The organism is Shimia haliotis (assembly GCF_900114415.1).
Lineage (GTDB): Bacteria > Pseudomonadota > Alphaproteobacteria > Rhodobacterales > Rhodobacteraceae > Shimia > Shimia haliotis.
In genome coordinates, this window is record NZ_FOSZ01000002.1 from 318,831 (window position 1) to 335,767 (window position 16,937).

Sequence of the window (16,937 nt, forward strand, 5' to 3'; positions counted from 1 at the left end):
TCTGCGGGGTGATTTCTATGAACCAGCCGCGACCCAATCTGGCGCCGCGCCGAAATTTACGGCCTGACCTTCCGCCTATCCCTTTGGGACGAGACCTTGTGGAACGTGGTTGGATAACACCTTGGCAATTGTTCTTCGCGCTCCAACGGCAGCGGATCTGGAACGCAACCTTGGCGGAAATTCTGCTGTCACGGGGCTGGCTGACCCCTGTTCGGTACTGGCGCCTGCATGCGGAGCGCACGGGCATGCGGCTCGTTGATCTGTCAAAAGAACTTCCGGAACCGGAACTTTTGCCGCTGCTGCCACCGGAGTTCTGCCTCAAACACAACGTCTTGCCTTGGCGTCGAGACAGAGGTCAGGCAACTTTCGTCACGGGGCGACCTGACCACATCGCCTCTCTCCGGCGAGCTCTGCCTCTGCCTTTCAGCAAGGCACACTTCGTCATCGCACCAGAGGCCGAGGTTGCAGCCGCGGCTGCACGTCTCTCGCGCCAAACTCTGACCAAACTGGCCGAAAACAGGCCTCATCCGCGCTTCAGTTGCCGCGGTTGGGACAAGCGGTCTCTTAGGGCCAAGGTCGCGTTGACGTCGGCGCTCATCGCGCTTCTTTTCTTCGCAGCTTTCGTCCCTCGGATGCTGTTTTTTGCTGCGGTGACGTGGGCCATTGTGACACTCGCAGCGGCAACAGCCTTGCGCGTGGCAGCACTTGTAGCTTTTGCTCGCAAACCGGCGCGCGCGCCACCGCCGGCATCACCTGCGCCCTTGCCACGCATTTCGGTAATGGTGCCTCTATTTCGTGAAAAAGAGATTGCCCGCGCCCTGATCCGGCGCCTGACCCGCCTCACCTATCCCCGCGCCCTTCTGGAGGTTGTGCTGGTGCTTGAGGAAACAGACACCGTCACCCACGACACCATCGCCCGCACCATTTTGCCCAAATGGATGCGGGTTGTTGTGGTGCCCGATGGCGCAGGCCTGACCACCAAACCCCGCGCGCTGAATTACGCGTTGGATTTCTGCAAAGGGGACATCATTGGCATCTGGGACGCAGAGGATGCACCGGCGCCGGATCAGCTCGAACAAGTCGCCGCCCATTTTGCTGCCGCCCCCAAAGAGGTCGCCTGTTTGCAAGGTATTCTGGATTTCTACAATCCCGACACCAACTGGATATCACGGTGTTTTGCCGTGGAATACGCCACTTGGTTCCGCATCATTTTGCCGGGCCTCGCAAATTTGAAACTCGCGATTCCACTGGGGGGCACCACATTATTTCTACGTCGCGACGCCATCGAACAGGCCGGCGGCTGGGACGCCCACAACGTGACGGAAGATGCCGACCTCGGCTACCGGCTGGCCCGCTTTGGTTTTCGGACAGAGTTGATCCAGACCGTAACGATGGAAGAGGCCAATTGCCGCCCCATTGCGTGGATCCGTCAACGCTCTCGATGGCTGAAGGGGTATATGGTCACGTATCTCGTCCACATGCGCGACCCCGTCCGGCTTTGGCACGACCTCGGGCCACGGCAATTTTGCGGGTTTCAACTGGTTTTCCTCACAACCCTCAGCCAGTTTTTTCTGGCCCCTCTGTTGTGGGTTGTCTGGGCCGCCGCCTTTGCCCAGATCGCGCCACCTCTCGGCTCAGGTGCTTTTGCCGTTCCGGCATGGCTTACCATCGCATTGTTGCTCTCATCGGGCTCAAACCTCACCGCATGGATCGCTGCAGCGGCGCATTCAGGCCGCAAGCGACTGATAGTTTGGGTTCCAACGATGGTGCTCTATTTTCCCTTGGCCACGTTCGCGGCCTACAAAGGGCTGATCGAGTTGCTGGTTGCCCCGTATTACTGGGACAAAACCGAGCACGGCAAAACGGCCGAAGCCACCGACCTCGTTCACAACGCACACGCCACCGACTGATTAGCCTTCGTTTTCCGCCTTCAGCCGCGTCACAAACGCCGTGCTGATATGGGTGCGCAAGGCCTCATATGCGCCGTCCTCGTCACGGTCACGGATCGCGTCCACAATGGCCTGATGCTCCACCAACGTATCTTCTCCCCGCCCTTCGGCCGCGATCGATGTGGTCGCCATCAAGGCCATTGAACGATGTACGAGATCCAGTTGCTGCACCAGATACCGGTTGTGGCTCGCCAGATGAATCTGCTTGTGAAACCGACGGTTGGAACGCGCCAAAGCAGACGGATCGTTCACCAGCTTCTGATCGCTGTCCACCATATCCTGCAACACACGCACTTCTTCCACCGTCGCATGCCGCGCCGCCAGCCGCGCCGCCAGACCTTCCAGCTCCGTGCGCACAACATAAAGTTCGGCCATCTGATTGTGATCAAGCGAATTCACAATCAGACTCCGCCCGTCGCGCGCCAGCAACGACTGCGTTTCAAGCCTCTGGAGCGCCTCTCGGATCGGCGTACGGGACACCCCGAAACGTTCTGCCAAATCACTTTCAACAAGCCGGTCGCCGGGCTTGTAGACACCAACATCTATCGCCTCAAGAATAAGCGTGTAGGCGTCTTTGTTCGGGCGCTGGCCTTGTGCCATGTGTTGGTCTCCATCTGCGATGCCCGCCAGATTACGCGCAAGGCGTCGTGATGCAACCCCGCCATTGCGTCGCCGACCGCATCGGCGTAACACCACTCCTATGCCAAAAACTTCCTTTGCCCATGTCGACACCTGGGTGTTTGACCTCGACAACACCCTATACCCGCCCGCAATGCGCCTTTTTGACCAGATCGAGGTGCGCATGACGAACTATGTCATGACGTCGCTGGGCGTGGATCGCCCGACAGCCGATCATCTGCGTCAGGATTACTGGGCCCGCTACGGCACCACGCTGACCGGTCTCATGCGCGAACACAACGTTGACCCCGGTCCCTACCTTCACGACGTGCACGAGATCTCGCTTGATCATCTGAGCGCCGATCTCACCCTGCGCAGCCATATCCAGAATCTCCCGGGGCAACGTATCGTTTATACCAACGGCACCGCGCCTTATGCAGAACGGGTGCTGGAGGCGCGCGGCCTGTCCAACTTGTTTGACGGTGTTTACGGCGTGGAAAACGCGGATTTCCTGCCCAAGCCGGAACGCGCGGCGTTTGAGACCGTGTTTGAAAAGGCCGACGTCGACCCCACACGCGCCGCAATGTTCGAAGACGATCTGCGCAACCTGCAGGTTCCGCACGAAATGGGCATGCGCACGGTCCATGTCGCCCCCGAAGACGCAGGCGCGGACCACGTGCATCACCACACGCCCGACCTCACAGAATTCCTCGGAAAGCTGACCTGACCCCTGCGGGTTTCCGCCTTGCGACAAACTGCCTGATCGCACTTGCCAGCGAGAGGCTTAGATGCATGTCACATACACCAAAACGCCGAACCTGACGCCGCCTGATATAAGGTGCGCGCCCTAAGGAGCTTGTACAAATGGCATCCACCGAACCTGTGTCGAACAAAACCCTGATTGCGATCTATGCTGTGCTTTTACTTGCCGTGCTTCTCTGGGGCGGCGCCATTGCGATCTTCGGTATCCCCGGTCTCTATATTCCTGCGCTATGCGCGGTTCCGGTGATCTATACGCTTCTGATCATTATCTCGCGCGGATGACCGCCAAGGGACATTTCGCCCCCTTTAACCCTCTCTCCTTCGGGCGTATCGTCGCCCGCAGGAGGCCCCGCGCATGACCAAATCCGAATCCGCAACCGTTGATGTCCTGATTTCAGGGGGTGGCATTGCCGGCCTGACCGCCGCTGCGGCCTTTGGGTCTGCCGGATTTTCGGTGCAATGCGTCGACCCCACACCACCTGTGACCGACCGTGACGCGCAGGGCTCTGATCTGCGCACAACCGCCTTTCTGCAACCCGCGCGAACCCTTTTGGATGAGGCCGGCCTCTGGGACCGGCTCGCCCCGCACGCGGCCCCGTTGCAGGTGATGCGCATTGTCGATGCCGGAGGTGAATTGCCTGAGCCGCGCATCATCAAGAATTTCGATGCCGCAGATATTTCGGATCAGCCTTTCGGCTGGAATCTACCGAATTGGCTGCTGCGCCGCGAAATGCTGGCCCGCCTGCAGGATTTGCCCAACGTCGACCTGCGCCTAGGCACAGCGACCAAAACCCTGTTCACACGGCTGAACGAAGCCCGCGTCGGTCTGACCGATGGCACTCAGACAACCGCGCGCCTTGTGATTGCCGCAGACGGGCGCAACTCGCCCATGCGCGAGGCTGCCGACATCAACGTTCACACGACACGCTATGGTCAAAAGGCTCTTGCACTCGCGGTGACCCATCCGATTCCGCACGCAAACGTGTCCACGGAAATTCATCGCTCAGGCGGTCCTTTCACGCTGGTGCCGCTGCCAGATTACAATGGCATGCCCTCTTCTGCACTGGTTTGGATGGAACGCAGCGCCCGCGCCAATGAACTGTTTGAAATGGATGAGGCCGCTTTTGAGGCCGAAATGACCGAACGCAGCTGCGCTCTTTTCGGCCCACTCAAACTCGCCTCACGCCGCACCATCTGGCCGATTATCTCGCAATCTGCCGCCAGCCTTTATGGCGAACGGCTGGCGCTCGTGGCAGAAGCCGCCCATGTGGTCCCGCCGATTGGCGCGCAGGGTCTCAACATGAGCCTTGGGGACATGCGTGTGCTGCTGGATCTCGCCGTCGCCAATCCGGATCGACTGGGTGATGAGCAGATGCTCAAAACCTATCACCGCAAACGATTTGCCGAAGTAAAATTGCGCGTGCAAGGCATCGACATGCTCAATCGCGCCTCAATGGTGGAGGCACGCCCCCTGCGCGATGCACGCGCCATGGGGCTCAACGCGCTCTACTCTCTGGCGCCGGTCCGCAAGACCCTCATGCAAATGGGACTTGGCGCGCGATAGCTGCGCGCGCCAAGCAAAATCTATACCCAACGGATTAGCGCTTCAAAGCACCTCATCCAGCACGGCCTTCAGCCGCGCCATCGTGCCCTCGACGTCATAAAGCTTGTCCAGCCCGAAAAGGCCCAGCCGGAACGTCATGAACCCATCCGGCTCATCGCAAGCAAGCGGCACACCGGCCGCGATCTGCATGCCCTTGGCTGCAAACTTGCTGCCGTTCTGAACGCCCGCATCGCTGGTGTAGCTCACGACCACACCGGGCGCACCAAAACCTTCGGCGGCCACGGATGTGATGCCTTTATCGGCCAGCATCGCCCGAACACCATCGCCCAACGCCCACTGCGCATCACGCAGTTTGTCAAAGCCATAGTCTTTGGTTTCCACCATTGTGTCGCGAAAGGCCTTGAGCGCGTCAGTCGGCATCGTGGCATGGTAGGCATGGCCGCCATTTTCATAGGCCGCCATGATGTCGCGCCACTTCTTGAGGTCGATTGCAAAGCTGTCGGACTGTGTATTTTCCAGTCGTTCCAGCGCCTTGCCTGACATCATCACCAATCCAGCAGAGGGCGACGCGCTCCATCCTTTTTGCGGTGCCGAACACAAAACATCCACACCCAGCGCCTTCATGTCGATCCAAGCACAGCCCGACGCGATACAATCCAGCACCATCAGCGCGCCAACCTCATGCGCCGCCGCCGCCATCTCGGCGATATAGTCGTCAGGCAGGATTACCCCTGCGCTGGTTTCCACATGCGGGGCGAAAACAATCTCGGGTTTTTCGGCTCGGATACGTGCCACCACATCCGAAATCGGCGCTGGCGCAAAGGGCGCAGTCGCTCCGTTGCCGGTTTGGCGCGCTTTCATCACCGTGCTTTCGGCCGCAAACCCGCCGGTCTCGAAAATCTGGCTCCAGCGATAGGAAAACCAACCGTTGCGCACCACAAGCGTACGCGCACCCCGCGCAAACTGCCGCGCGACGGCTTCCATTCCAAAAGTCCCGCCACCTGGCACCAAGGCCACGCCATCCGCGTTGTAGACCTCTTTCAAAAGGTCCGAAATGTCACGCATGACCTGCTGAAAGGATGCACTCATATGGTTCAGGGACCGGTCCGTAAAAACAACCGAAAACTCCTGCAACCCGTTCGGGTCTACCACCGATTCATGCGCCATAGTTGCCTCCCAAATAGCATTTGCCGTCACCCTAGGGTTCGAGCTTCAAAAAGAAAACGGGCAAAGCTCAGGAAACAGCTTTAGGCCGCATCCGAAAAGCTCTCCGTCTCCACATCGCGCCAGCTGACCACCAAACGGTTGCGCCCGCCTTCCTTGGCCGACAAAAGCGCGTCTCCCGCGAGCCCGATGGCTTGGTCAAGCTCACCGGCATTGTCCATGCGGGCAGCGCCAAGAGACACCGTGACATTCACTGTCTCGCCTTTCCCAATCGGGGTTAGGCGTTTCTCGATCACTCCGCGCAGACGCTCACCTATTGACGCGCCGGTAGTTTCGTCCTGACGATTGAGAAAAATCAGAAATTGTGCACCACCAAAGCGGCAGATCAGGTCTTCACCCCTGATGTTTCCGGACAATTGCACAGCAACATCACGTATCACCTGGTCGCCGATCTGATGGCCATGCTTATCGTTGATCGCTTTGAACCGGTCCAAATCAACCATCAGGATCACGCCCTGCATGTTGCTTCGTCTTTCCACTTCGGAGAAAAACAAGTCGCGGCTGGCCACGTTGGTCAATCGGTCTCGGTTCAGGACCCGTTGCAATTCCTGCGTAAGGGCATGCGACTTCTTCACCTGCCGCGCGAGGCTCCAACTGACCCCGACCGTGAGGGCGGTTGCAAGGAGTATCACGATTGGCAGATCAGCCGCCCATTCCTCCCGCTCTGTTAGAAAACTCGCAACGAAGACCACGCACCCGTTCACAAAAATCGTAACCGCTGCCACCTTGGCGACAATCTCTTTGGTACTTGCCTGCATTCGCACCATCCCCAGTGTCGTTTTCTTCGACATAGCCGGAAGGCGTTAACGTTCAGTGAGCCCTACCTCAAAAATCATCCCAATGGCCCTGGCCGCCGTTCCTCGCTGAGTAACACATTGGCCTCGACATTTCCGACACCTGGCAACGTCATGATCCTGCGGCGTAAAACTCTCTCGAAATCGGCAATGTCGCGCGCCACCACCCGCAAACGATAGTCATACATGCCCAGCACGTGCTCTACCGTTTGTACTTCCGGTATGGCCGTGACCGCCCGTTCAAAATCCTCAAGACTGACCCGCCCCTTGGTGGCAAGTTTGACACCCAAAAACACGGTCACACCAAAACCCAGTTTTTCGCGATCCAGATCCAGCTTACGCCCCGCGATTGCCCCGCTCTCGGTCAACCGCCTGATCCGCCGCCAGGTTGCCGGTTGGCTCAAACCGAACCGGCGCCCCAAAGCACCCGCGTTTTGGGTTGCATCGTCCGCCAAAGCGGCAAGAAGACCGCGGTCAATGTCATCCAGATCAATCATAACGGCAGGCTTTCATCAGATTTGATCCGCGCCACATGCATCAATGATTCAATATCCGCGATATGCGGTAACGTCAGAATGCGGCTCCGATAGACTTCCTGATAATGCGCCATATCTCGGGCAATCACCGAAAGACGCACATCCACCTGCCCCAAAAAGGTCTGTATCTCTGTGACTTCCGCAATTTCACGCGCCGCCTCGATGAACTCATCAAACGCTCGCGATTGCGTCTTGTCCAAAGTCACCCTCAGCGACACTTCCACCGCATAGCCCAAAACCTGCCAATCGATCACCGCCCTTTGTCCACGCAAAATTCCAGCGTCGCGCAATTTGTCCAAACGCCGGGTCAAACGCGACGTGGTAAGCGTCAGCCGATCAGCCAGATCCGGCAGCGACTGAGTCGGGGTGTCCTGCATATAGCGGAGAATGCGGCGGTCGAGATCATCAAGCATGAATCATCTAATAGTTGGAACTTTGAAGAATGAACACATCCAAATTTTGAAAAAAACAATGCATTCATGCGCTCCCCTTCCCGCAACATAGCACTATGATCACCTCAAACGTCACACAGACCAACAAAAGGAGCGCCCATCATGCGCGTTTATTACGATCGCGATTGCGACATTAACCTGATCAAAGACAAAAAAGTTGCCATCCTTGGTTACGGCTCTCAAGGCCACGCCCACGCGCTGAACCTGCGTGACTCCGGCGCCAAAAACCTGGCCGTGGCTCTGCGTGAAGGCTCCGCTTCTGCCAAGAAAGCCGAAGCCGAAGGCCTGACTGTTATGGGCATCGCCGAAGCAGCGGCTTGGTGTGATGTGATCATGTTCACCATGCCCGACGAACTTCAGGCAGAAACCTACAAGAAATACGTGCACGACAACATCAAGCCCGGCTCTGCGATCGCGTTTGCCCACGGCCTGAACGTACACTTTGGCCTGATCGAGCCGAAAGAAGGCGTTGACGTGATCATGATGGCGCCCAAAGGTCCGGGCCACACCGTGCGTGGCGAATACACCAAAGGCGGCGGCGTGCCCTGCCTCGTGGCTGTCGACAACGACGCCTCCGGCAAAGCGCTGGAAATCGGCCTGTCCTACTGCTCCGCAATCGGTGGCGGCCGCTCCGGCATCATCGAAACCAACTTCCGTGAAGAGTGCGAAACCGACCTCTTCGGCGAACAGGCTGTTCTCTGTGGCGGCCTCGTGGAACTGATCCGCTGCGGCTTCGAAACTCTGGTCGAAGCTGGCTACGCGCCGGAAATGGCCTACTTTGAGTGTCTGCACGAAGTGAAGCTGATCGTTGACCTGATCTATGAAGGCGGCATCGCCAACATGGACTACTCGATCTCCAACACCGCGGAATACGGCCAGTACGTCACAGGCCCACGCATCCTGAAGTACGACGAAACCAAAGCCCGCATGAAAGAGGTTCTGACCGACATTCAGGAAGGCAAATTCGTACGCGACTTTATGCTGGAAAACGCGGTTGGTCAGCCAACCATCAAAGCGGCCCGTCGCCACAACGACGAGCACCAGATCGAAGCCACCGGCGAGAAACTGCGCGGCATGATGCCTTGGATTTCCGCAGGCAAAATGGTCGACAAAGAAAAGAACTGATCGATCAGATCAGATCAATCAAGGGCGCCTATATGGCGCCCTTTTTCATTCTCCATCAAAGGCTTGCGTGACACTTATTACGCACAACCTTTACATTTACACATGATTAACCCAAACCGAACCGACGCGCGCCAGTGTATCGACCACCCAGCATTACGCCCCATTGAACCCTTCCGGAATCTGTCTTTCCATGTCCACGCAAACGCCTCCATCCCCCACGCCCTCAAGCTGGCTCATGATTGGCCTTCTTGGGCTTGTCTGGGGGGGCACATTCATGGTCATGGCCATTGCTCTGGAGGGTTATCCGCCACTGACGGTCGCCTGCGCCCGCACAGTGCTCGGTGCACTTGGGTTGCTCGCGCTATTGCCTCTGACGGGCCGCCGCATCCCAATGTTGCCGCCGCGGGTCTGGGCCACTGTGGTCTGGATCGGCCTCTTTTCCACTGCCATCCCCTTCCTGTTGCTCAGCTGGGGCATCTCGCACGTGGCGTCAGCCTTTGCCGGCGTGTCTATGGCAGCCGTTCCCTTGTTCGTTCTGCCACTGGCACATTTTTTCTCCGACGAAAAACTCATCCCCCGACGGCTGATCGGTGTGTTGATCGGGTTTTCCGGCGCCTTGGTCCTGATCGGCCCCGGCCTTGCCAACATCGGCAACGGCAGCGAGCCTCTGGCCCAACTGGCCTGCCTTGCGGCGGCCCTCTGCTATGCCATCTCATCCACCATCACACGGCGTTGCCCGCCGATTGATCCGCTGGTCCTGTCAGCCTTAACCCTATTGGTTGGGGCAATACCTCTGGTGCCCCTGATGCTGGTGGTGGATGGTGTCCCCGAATGGCAAGGCATGCGCACAAGCGGCGCCATCCTTTTCCTCGGCCTGATCCCGACGGCGGCGGCGACCCTTCTGCGGGTACACGTCATCCAAACCGCCGGATCCGTTTTTATGACACTGGTGAACTATCAGGTGCCAATCTGGTCGATGGTTTTCGGCGCAATCGTGCTCTCCGAAGACTTGCCCTTCCGGTTTTTTATCGCTCTTTCTCTGGTTCTGGTCGGCTTGGCCGTTAGCCAATGGAACAGCCTCAAAGGCCTTCTGCGCCGCGCCAAATCCTAGGCAACGGCAGCCTTCACCGCATCGACCACACTGTCGACCGTGCGCTCAAGCAACTGAGCATCCTCACATTCCGCCATCACGCGAATAAGGGGCTCTGTGCCGGACTTCCGGATCAACAGGCGCCCTTTGCCCACAAGCGCCGCTTCGGCATCGGCGATCGCTTGCATGACAGAAGGCGAATCAAGGGGCGCTTGGCCCTCGCCATAGCGCACGTTCTTCAACATCTGTGGCACCGTCTCAAACACGTTGGCCAACTCAGAAGCTTTTTTGCCGCTCTCAACCATCGCTGCAAGAAATTGCAACCCCGCCATCAAACCATCGCCGGTTGTGGCGTGATCCGTCATCACGATATGGCCGGACTGTTCGCCACCCAAATTGTAACCGCCCTTGCGCATTGCTTCGACGACATAACGATCCCCCACGGCGGTGCGCTCCAGCCGCAGACCTTCGCCTTCCAGAAACCGCTCCAACCCAAGGTTGGACATCACCGTCGCCACCAAGGCCCCGCCCTTAAGCTGACCGCTCTTAGCCCAGCGAGACGCCAGCAGCCCCATGATCTGATCTCCGTCCGCAACATGGCCGGTCTCGTCAATAATCATCACCCGATCCGCGTCACCATCAAGGCAAATGCCCACATCCGCCCCGTGTGCGACCACAGTTTCGCAGGCCGTACGGGTGCTGGTGGACCCGCAGTTTTCATTGATATTCAAACCGTTCGGAGACACACCTACGGTAATCACCTCAGCACCCAGTTCCCACAAGGCTTCGGGCGCAGCCCGATAGGCCGCACCATTGGCGCAATCCACCACAACTTTCACACCACGCAGGGGAAGATCTCTTGGCAGAGAGCCTTTGACGCGTTCGATATAGCGGAAGCGACCGTCGTCAATCCGCGTTGCGCGCCCGATATTGTCAGCCTGCGCCGATTCAACACCACTTTCGATTAGCTTTTCGATCTCCAGTTCGGCTTCGTCAGAGAGTTTAAATCCGTCAGGGCCAAAAAACTTGATCCCGTTGTCCTGCGCTGGATTGTGGCTCGCAGAAATCATCACGCCCAAATCCGCTCGCATCGACGTGGTTAGCAAACCCACAGCCGGTGTCGGCACCGGCCCCAGCAGGAACACGTTCATGCCGGTCGAGGTCAGACCCGCGGTCAGCGCGTTCTCAAACATGTACCCCGACAGGCGCGTGTCCTTGCCGATCACCACGCGGTGCTGGTTCGTGCCATCGTTGCGGAAATACCGCCCCACGGCCGCCCCGATGCGCAGCGCCATTTCGGCTGTCATCGGATACGTATTCGCAGTGCCGCGCACCCCATCGGTGCCAAAAAATTTACGCGTCATAAAAAACTCCTGTCGTCACGGCCCACCAAAGACCCAGCGCCTGCGCGGTCTCAGCCACGTCATGCACCCGCACAATTTGAACGCCCTGCGCCACAGCTTCAAGCGCGACCGCAATTGACCCTGGCACACGGGCGTCGGCAAGCGGGGCTTTGCCGATGGTGCCAATAAACCGTTTGCGGCTTGCTCCCAGCAAAACGGCACACCCCAGCGTATGAAAGAGACTGATACGCCCCAACAAAGCAAGGTTATGTTGCAGTGTTTTGCCAAATCCGATGCCCGGATCAACCACGATGCGATCACGTGGAATTCCCTGCGAAATCAACGCCTCAACTTGTGTTTCAAGAAAGTCATAAACATCCAGCAACACATCGTCATAGGTCGGATTCGCCTGCATCGTCTGTGGATCACCCTGCGCATGCATCACGCAAACCGGCATGTCCCGCGCCGCGGCCAAGGGGCCCAGTTGCGGATCAAAGGTGAAACCCGCGACATCATTGACCAATGTCGCACCCGCCAAAATTGCCTGTTCGGCAACGTCAGACTTGCGGGTATCAATGCTGATCGGGATATCACTTTTACGGCGGATGGCGTCGATAACCGGAGCGGTGCGGGAAATCTCTTCGGAAATTCCCACCTCTTCAGCTCCGGGCCGAGTGCTTTCACCGCCAATATCGATGATAGATGCACCTTGCGCAACCATCTCGGCCGCATGGGCCTGTGCATCCGCGACGCCCTGATGCTGCCCCCCATCGGAAAAGCTATCCGGCGTCACATTCAGGATGCCCATAATCTGTGGCTGCGCCATCGCCAGCCCAGCGATTTCCGAACGCGGTGACGCCATGCGCGCCAAAATGGTTTCGGGCACATCCGCCACGGGCACGACACGCGCCGCGCATCCTCGTTGCAGGACTTCGACATGGGAAAACCAGCACCAACCGCCCGCCAGCGTCAAGGCATCGGCTGGTCGGGCCGCATCGGTTTGCGGGATTGCGCGATAATAGGTCGTCATGGCGTTTCAATGCGCCCAAATGCTTCAAAACTCAAGCCTCAGAGCGCTGCCTGATCCAAGGGCACCAAACGCACCGGCACCGTGCCTACAGCCGAGGCCTCCACCCCGATCACACAAAGCTGAAGCCCGTCCATCTCACCGGCAAACCATTGGCACAGCTCCAGACCGTCAGTTGTTTCGGCTGACGGCCCGTCCACCGCGTCCAGCACAATCTTGGACGGCGCCCAGACACAGATCTGGCCGTTCTTCATGGCCCAATCAAGTTCCGTACGGGTGCCCACCACAACACACCGATCATCCTTGGCTGCCAGCCGCCATGCGTTTTGCTCCACGGCCAGCAAATCCACGCGCCGCTGTGTCATCTTGTGACCGGTCTGCGGTGCCGCCACATCTGGCGCGCCAACACAGAAAATCAACGGTGCGCCCTGTGCTTGCAATTGATCAATCCAGCCGTCCAACAAAGGCGACTCCATCGCGGCATTGGACAGAAACACCACCCGCGGATGGGGTGCTTCTTCCTCTTCGATCTCCTCGATCGGCGCCAAATGTGCCGCGCGACTGCGCACGATCTCGACACCCAAGGCCCCAGGACCACGATCCAGTTTCTCTATGCGCACGAAAACCCGCATCGCCTGCGGCTCCAGCAAGATGCGATCCGCGACACGCGCGGCCAGAGTCTCCAGAAGATTCAACCGTTCGGCAGCCAACTCAAAGGCAATCGCCTCGGTCACTTTGTCATAAGACAATATCCGGTCGACATCGTCATCAACCGGCGCAGCGATCGGGCGCACTTCAACCACAACGTTGAAACACACCCGCTGCGTCGTGCCACGTTCCGCCTGAAACGCTCCGATCTCCACGTCGACCGTATGGTCACGCAACGAAATCCGATCCAACGGCGCCCCGTCCGCCATAGCCTCAGACCGCTCCGACGGATGCGCAAATGCAAGGCGAATTTCATTGGTCATGGCGGCGCTCCCAAAGTCTGTCTGGCCAAGGCCACACTATATCCGATGCGCGCGCATAACAGAGCCGCGGGCGGCACGCCATAGTCCAAAGGCGTCAACAAACTCAGTTCTGGGTCAGACGGGTCGGCATCCGGTAGAAGTGATGCACACCGATTGTCGCCGTACGCGGGAAGGTCCGCGACCACCGCGGGCTCACCGCTTTGGTGTGATAGTGGGTTGCCCCGTCTGTCAACTCACGCGGCGCACCGTCCAATGTCAGGTGGGCGACTTTCATCACCCGCTCATAGGCATCTTTCTCGTGAATTCGGTTGGTGACACCATCGCAATTATACGTGAATTGGCACTGATACTTGCGGCCCGATGCTGTACCTTGGTTGATGACACCACACACGCTCTCCGGAAAATTCCCGTGCTCGGCCCGGTTCATGATAACTTCAGCCACCGCAAACTGGCCTTTCACGCTCTCGCCGCGCGCCTCAAAGTAAAGCGCCTCTGCCAGACAGACATGCGCATCGCTGCGCTTCTTGTCGTCGATCTTAGGCAAGCTGTCGATGAACGCCCGGCTATAGGAGACTTCGGTTGGCTTTCGCTTCTTGGGCGCAAAAATCTCGCGCAGCGATTTGCCATCAAACAAAACGACTGTTCGTGGCTGATCTGCCGCGTCCTGACCGGCCGGCGAAGCCTCTGAAACAGCGATAGACGCCGACAAAGTCGCCGCCACAAAGGCGCAAATAAAAGTCCGCATAACGTCCTCATAACCAAGCATGCGGATTGCCCCCCGCACCAAAACAGCCGTTCTATTAGCTCAAATTGCAAAAATGGTAAACTTTTGCCGTTGCCTACCTAGTGGCCTTGTTTTGGATTTCAACAGAGATTCCTCATAAATATCTAAAATCATTCAATTTTATCACGGATGGCCAATTGTGCCGCAGCCAGCCGCGCAACCGGCACACGGAACGGAGAGCACGACACATAGTCCATTCCGATCGTTCTGCAGAAGGCAATCGATTCGGGTGACCCACCGTGTTCGCCGCATACCGACAGCGTCAGGTCAGGCCGCGCCAGTCGTCCGCGTTCGGCACCAAGCTTGAGCAATTCACCCACGCCTTCCTGATCCAACGTGTGGAACGGGTCTTCGGGGAACACACCTTGCTGCACATAAGGCGACATGAACCGGCCCGCATCATCGCGCGAAAGCCCATAGGTCATCTGGGTCAGGTCGTTTGTCCCGAAGCTGAAGAATTCACAGTGCTGCGCAATATCTTCGGCGCGCAGCGCGGCCCGTGGTGTTTCGACCATAACGCCGAGGCGATACTCAAAATCGCGCCCACGCTCGGTGCGCACCGCCGCCGCAACCGCGTCTATGCGCGTCTTCACCAGTTCAACTTCGCGTTTTGCCGACACCAGCGGAATCATGATCTCCGAAACCACCGGCTCCCCATCACCTGCGGCATCAAGCATGGCTTCGAAAATCGCGCGCGCCTGCATATCCAGAATTTCCGGAACGGTGATGCCCAACCGCACGCCCCGCATGCCCAGCATCGGATTGTATTCCCCAAGTTCCTCAACCCGCCGCGTGACAGTGCTCAAGGACAGGTTCAACGCCTCCGCAAGATCGCGTAACCCTGCGCGGTCGGTTGGCAAGAACTCGTGAAGCGGCGGGTCAAACAAGCGAATGCATACCGGCCGGCCGTCCATGATCTCAAACAGTTCGACAAACATCTCGCGCTGCATCGGCAAAAGCGCCTGCAAAGCCACGCTGCGCCCTTCTGGATCATCTGCGAAAATCACCTCGCGCATGGCAATCAGCTGATCCGCCTCAAAGAACATGTGCTCGGTGCGCGCCAAACCGATTCCCTCGGCCTGAAACACCAGCGCTGTGCGTGCATCTGCAGGTGTGTCGGCATTGGCCCGCACACCAATATCGCGGCTTTCGTCCGCCCAGCCCATCAGCGTCTGGAAACTTTCATCCAGCGCCGCTTCCATCATCAGCGGCTCACCGGCAAGCACCTGTCCGTTGGTGCCATCCACGGTGATCACGTCACCCTCATGGAACACGCGCCCATCCTGTGCGACCAACTGTTTTTTGGAAGTGCGGAATTTCAAACTTGTCGCGCCGACCACGCAAGGCAATCCAAGTCCGCGCGCAATCACCGCCGCGTGGCTGGTCATGCCGCCCCTCTCGGTCAGCGCCGCATTTGCCGCATGCATGCCCCGAATGTCTTCAGGATTGGTTTCCCGCCGCACCAGAATACAGGCTTCGCCGCGCGCCGCGCTGGCCTGCGCCTCGGCGGCAGTGAACACGATTTTTCCCGTCGCCGCACCTGGGCTGGCGCCAATACCGTCCCCGATCATGTCCCGTTCTGCGTCCGGATCAACTTGCCGGTGCAGCAATTCATTCAGCGCGCGCGGCTCAATCCGCATCACCGCTTCCTGAACCGGAATAATCCCGTCTTGCGCCAGCGACACCGCAATCCGTACCGCCGCCCGCGCGGTCCGCGCCACACGCACACCATCCAAAATGTGAATCACGCCGTCTTCCAACGTGAATTCCATTTCCATCTCTTCTCTCAGCTTCGCGCGCATCACCGCCGCGTATTCCTTGAGCTTGGCAAACAACTCCGGCGCATGTTCCTCAAGAGAAGGGCCGCGTTCATCCGCCTGCAAATACAGCGCTTCAGCACCCGTTTGCAGCGCATCGCGTCCCTGTGACTGACTCATATAGCGGCCTGTGATCTGCGGGTATCCACTGTCGCTGTTAACCAACTGCAACACACCCGAGCCGCTTTCGCCATTGCCGACACCAAGCGCAAGCGCCTGAATAACAAGCCCCAGCCCCGCGTCGGCCGGAGCCCCTTTGGCCTGTCGCAAAAGCCGCGCGGTGGTGCCTTCCCACGCCCGCGCCATCGATTTCAAAACACCTGCCAGCTGCACATCACGATCTTGCGGGAAAGGTTCCTCCGCCTCATCTTCGTAAGCCGCGAGGTAATCCTCAAGCGCGCCTTCTTCCCGCGGATTGATGTCGTCAAAAATATCCGGATCAAGTCGCGCCACGTGGGTCGAATAAGACTGGATAAACTTCAGATAAAGGCGCGTCGCCGCCTCATTTCCGATTTCGTCAGCCAGGGCCTGATGTCGTGCCGCGTTCATCCCAATATTCAGAATTGCTCCCGGCCCCCCCCAATCGGGGTCCTCAGAACTCGGTCGCACACACAATAGCTGGCCATCCTCGAACGCCACCGCCATCGCCGCCATGTCTGGCACTTCACCCGCCGCAATCTGATGCACCGCAACAAAAGACAACGCGACCGTTGCCGGCACCGGAAGGTCCAGCCGCACCAAACGTTGCAAACATTTCGCCCGACCGCCATGGGTGTTCACAGCCACCGGCGCTTCAGGGGAAATCAGGGTGATGTTGGGATCGTTCTGCTGCACTGCGGCACCTCGCTATGTGGCCGCAGAATACGCCGGTTGACGTGCGA

The 16,937-nt window shown here is 58.5% G+C and carries 16 protein-coding genes; 6 read left to right on the top strand and 10 right to left on the bottom strand.

Features of this window, described 5'->3' with window-relative positions; translation table 11 throughout:
• Positions 1–170 precede the first annotated feature (170 nt).
• A complete protein-coding gene (locus BM069_RS06970) occupies positions 171–1,910 on the top strand; it encodes a glycosyltransferase (protein WP_425288668.1) in 1,740 nt (579 codons plus the stop codon).
• Here BM069_RS06970 and BM069_RS06975 read toward each other — a convergent pair whose 3' ends face one another.
• On the bottom strand, positions 1,911–2,549 hold the full coding sequence (locus BM069_RS06975; RefSeq protein ID WP_093322157.1) for a GntR family transcriptional regulator: 639 nt from the start codon (positions 2,547–2,549) through the stop codon (positions 1,911–1,913).
• 100 nt (positions 2,550–2,649) lie between these two features.
• On the opposite strand from BM069_RS06975, the gene BM069_RS06980 reads away from it, so the two are divergent.
• The 3 genes from BM069_RS06980 (at position 2,650) to BM069_RS06990 (ending at position 4,893) form a co-directional block, all read left to right on the top strand.
• Entirely contained in the window at positions 2,650–3,294 is a 645-nt protein-coding gene (locus BM069_RS06980; protein ID WP_093322160.1) for a pyrimidine 5'-nucleotidase, read from the top strand.
• A 137-nt stretch (positions 3,295–3,431) separates the two neighbouring features.
• A complete protein-coding gene (locus BM069_RS06985; RefSeq protein ID WP_093322163.1) occupies positions 3,432–3,611 on the top strand; it encodes a hypothetical protein in 180 nt (59 codons plus the stop codon).
• 73 nt (positions 3,612–3,684) lie between these two features.
• The gene (locus BM069_RS06990) at positions 3,685–4,893 is read left to right on the top strand and encodes a UbiH/UbiF family hydroxylase (protein ID WP_093322166.1); all 1,209 of its coding nucleotides are present in this window, start codon (positions 3,685–3,687) and stop codon (positions 4,891–4,893) included.
• 42 nt (positions 4,894–4,935) lie between these two features.
• Here the strand turns inward: BM069_RS06990 and BM069_RS06995 are convergent, their stop codons facing one another.
• The 4 genes from BM069_RS06995 to BM069_RS07010 form a co-directional block, all read right to left on the bottom strand.
• On the bottom strand, positions 4,936–6,060 hold the full coding sequence (locus tag BM069_RS06995) for an aminotransferase class V-fold PLP-dependent enzyme (RefSeq protein WP_093322168.1): 1,125 nt from the start codon (positions 6,058–6,060) through the stop codon (positions 4,936–4,938).
• 80 nt (positions 6,061–6,140) lie between these two features.
• Positions 6,141–6,875, bottom strand: coding sequence for a GGDEF domain-containing protein (locus tag BM069_RS07000; protein WP_170846695.1), 735 nt, complete (start codon positions 6,873–6,875; stop codon positions 6,141–6,143).
• 74 nt (positions 6,876–6,949) lie between these two features.
• Complete coding sequence (locus BM069_RS07005) at positions 6,950–7,408, bottom strand: Lrp/AsnC family transcriptional regulator (RefSeq protein WP_093322174.1); 459 nt, start codon at positions 7,406–7,408, stop codon at positions 6,950–6,952.
• Positions 7,405–7,860 (bottom strand): Lrp/AsnC family transcriptional regulator, encoded by a 456-nt coding sequence (locus BM069_RS07010; RefSeq protein ID WP_093322176.1) that lies wholly within the window; start codon positions 7,858–7,860, stop codon positions 7,405–7,407. The genes BM069_RS07005 and BM069_RS07010 overlap by 4 nt, the downstream gene beginning before the upstream one ends.
• A 141-nt stretch (positions 7,861–8,001) precedes the next feature.
• Between BM069_RS07010 and ilvC the strand changes: the two genes are divergently transcribed.
• Both ilvC and BM069_RS07020 read left to right on the top strand, forming a co-directional pair.
• Positions 8,002–9,024, top strand: a complete 1,023-nt coding sequence (gene ilvC, locus BM069_RS07015; RefSeq protein WP_093322179.1) for a ketol-acid reductoisomerase — start codon at positions 8,002–8,004, stop codon at positions 9,022–9,024.
• Positions 9,025–9,214: 190 nt separating this feature from the next.
• Positions 9,215–10,135: a DMT family transporter gene (locus BM069_RS07020; RefSeq protein WP_093322182.1), complete on the top strand. Its 921-nt coding sequence runs from the start codon at positions 9,215–9,217 to the stop codon at positions 10,133–10,135.
• On the opposite strand, the gene glmM is transcribed toward BM069_RS07020, so the two are convergent.
• From glmM to BM069_RS07045, 5 genes are all read right to left on the bottom strand, one after another.
• On the bottom strand, positions 10,132–11,478 hold the full coding sequence (gene glmM, locus BM069_RS07025) for a phosphoglucosamine mutase (RefSeq protein WP_093322184.1): 1,347 nt from the start codon (positions 11,476–11,478) through the stop codon (positions 10,132–10,134). The two genes, BM069_RS07020 and glmM, sit on opposite strands and share 4 nt — an antisense overlap.
• Positions 11,468–12,487: a dihydropteroate synthase gene (gene folP, locus BM069_RS07030; protein ID WP_093322187.1), complete on the bottom strand. Its 1,020-nt coding sequence runs from the start codon at positions 12,485–12,487 to the stop codon at positions 11,468–11,470. Before folP ends, glmM begins: the two co-directional genes overlap by 11 nt.
• A 38-nt stretch (positions 12,488–12,525) precedes the next feature.
• Positions 12,526–13,455, bottom strand: coding sequence for a dihydroneopterin aldolase (locus tag BM069_RS07035; protein WP_093322189.1), 930 nt, complete (start codon positions 13,453–13,455; stop codon positions 12,526–12,528).
• 103 nt (positions 13,456–13,558) lie between these two features.
• Entirely contained in the window at positions 13,559–14,200 is a 642-nt protein-coding gene (locus BM069_RS07040; protein ID WP_170846696.1) for a cell wall hydrolase, read from the bottom strand.
• A gap of 149 nt (positions 14,201–14,349) precedes the next feature.
• Entirely contained in the window at positions 14,350–16,890 is a 2,541-nt protein-coding gene (locus BM069_RS07045; protein ID WP_093322195.1) for a putative PEP-binding protein, read from the bottom strand.
• Between the last annotated feature and the right edge of the window lie 47 nt (positions 16,891–16,937).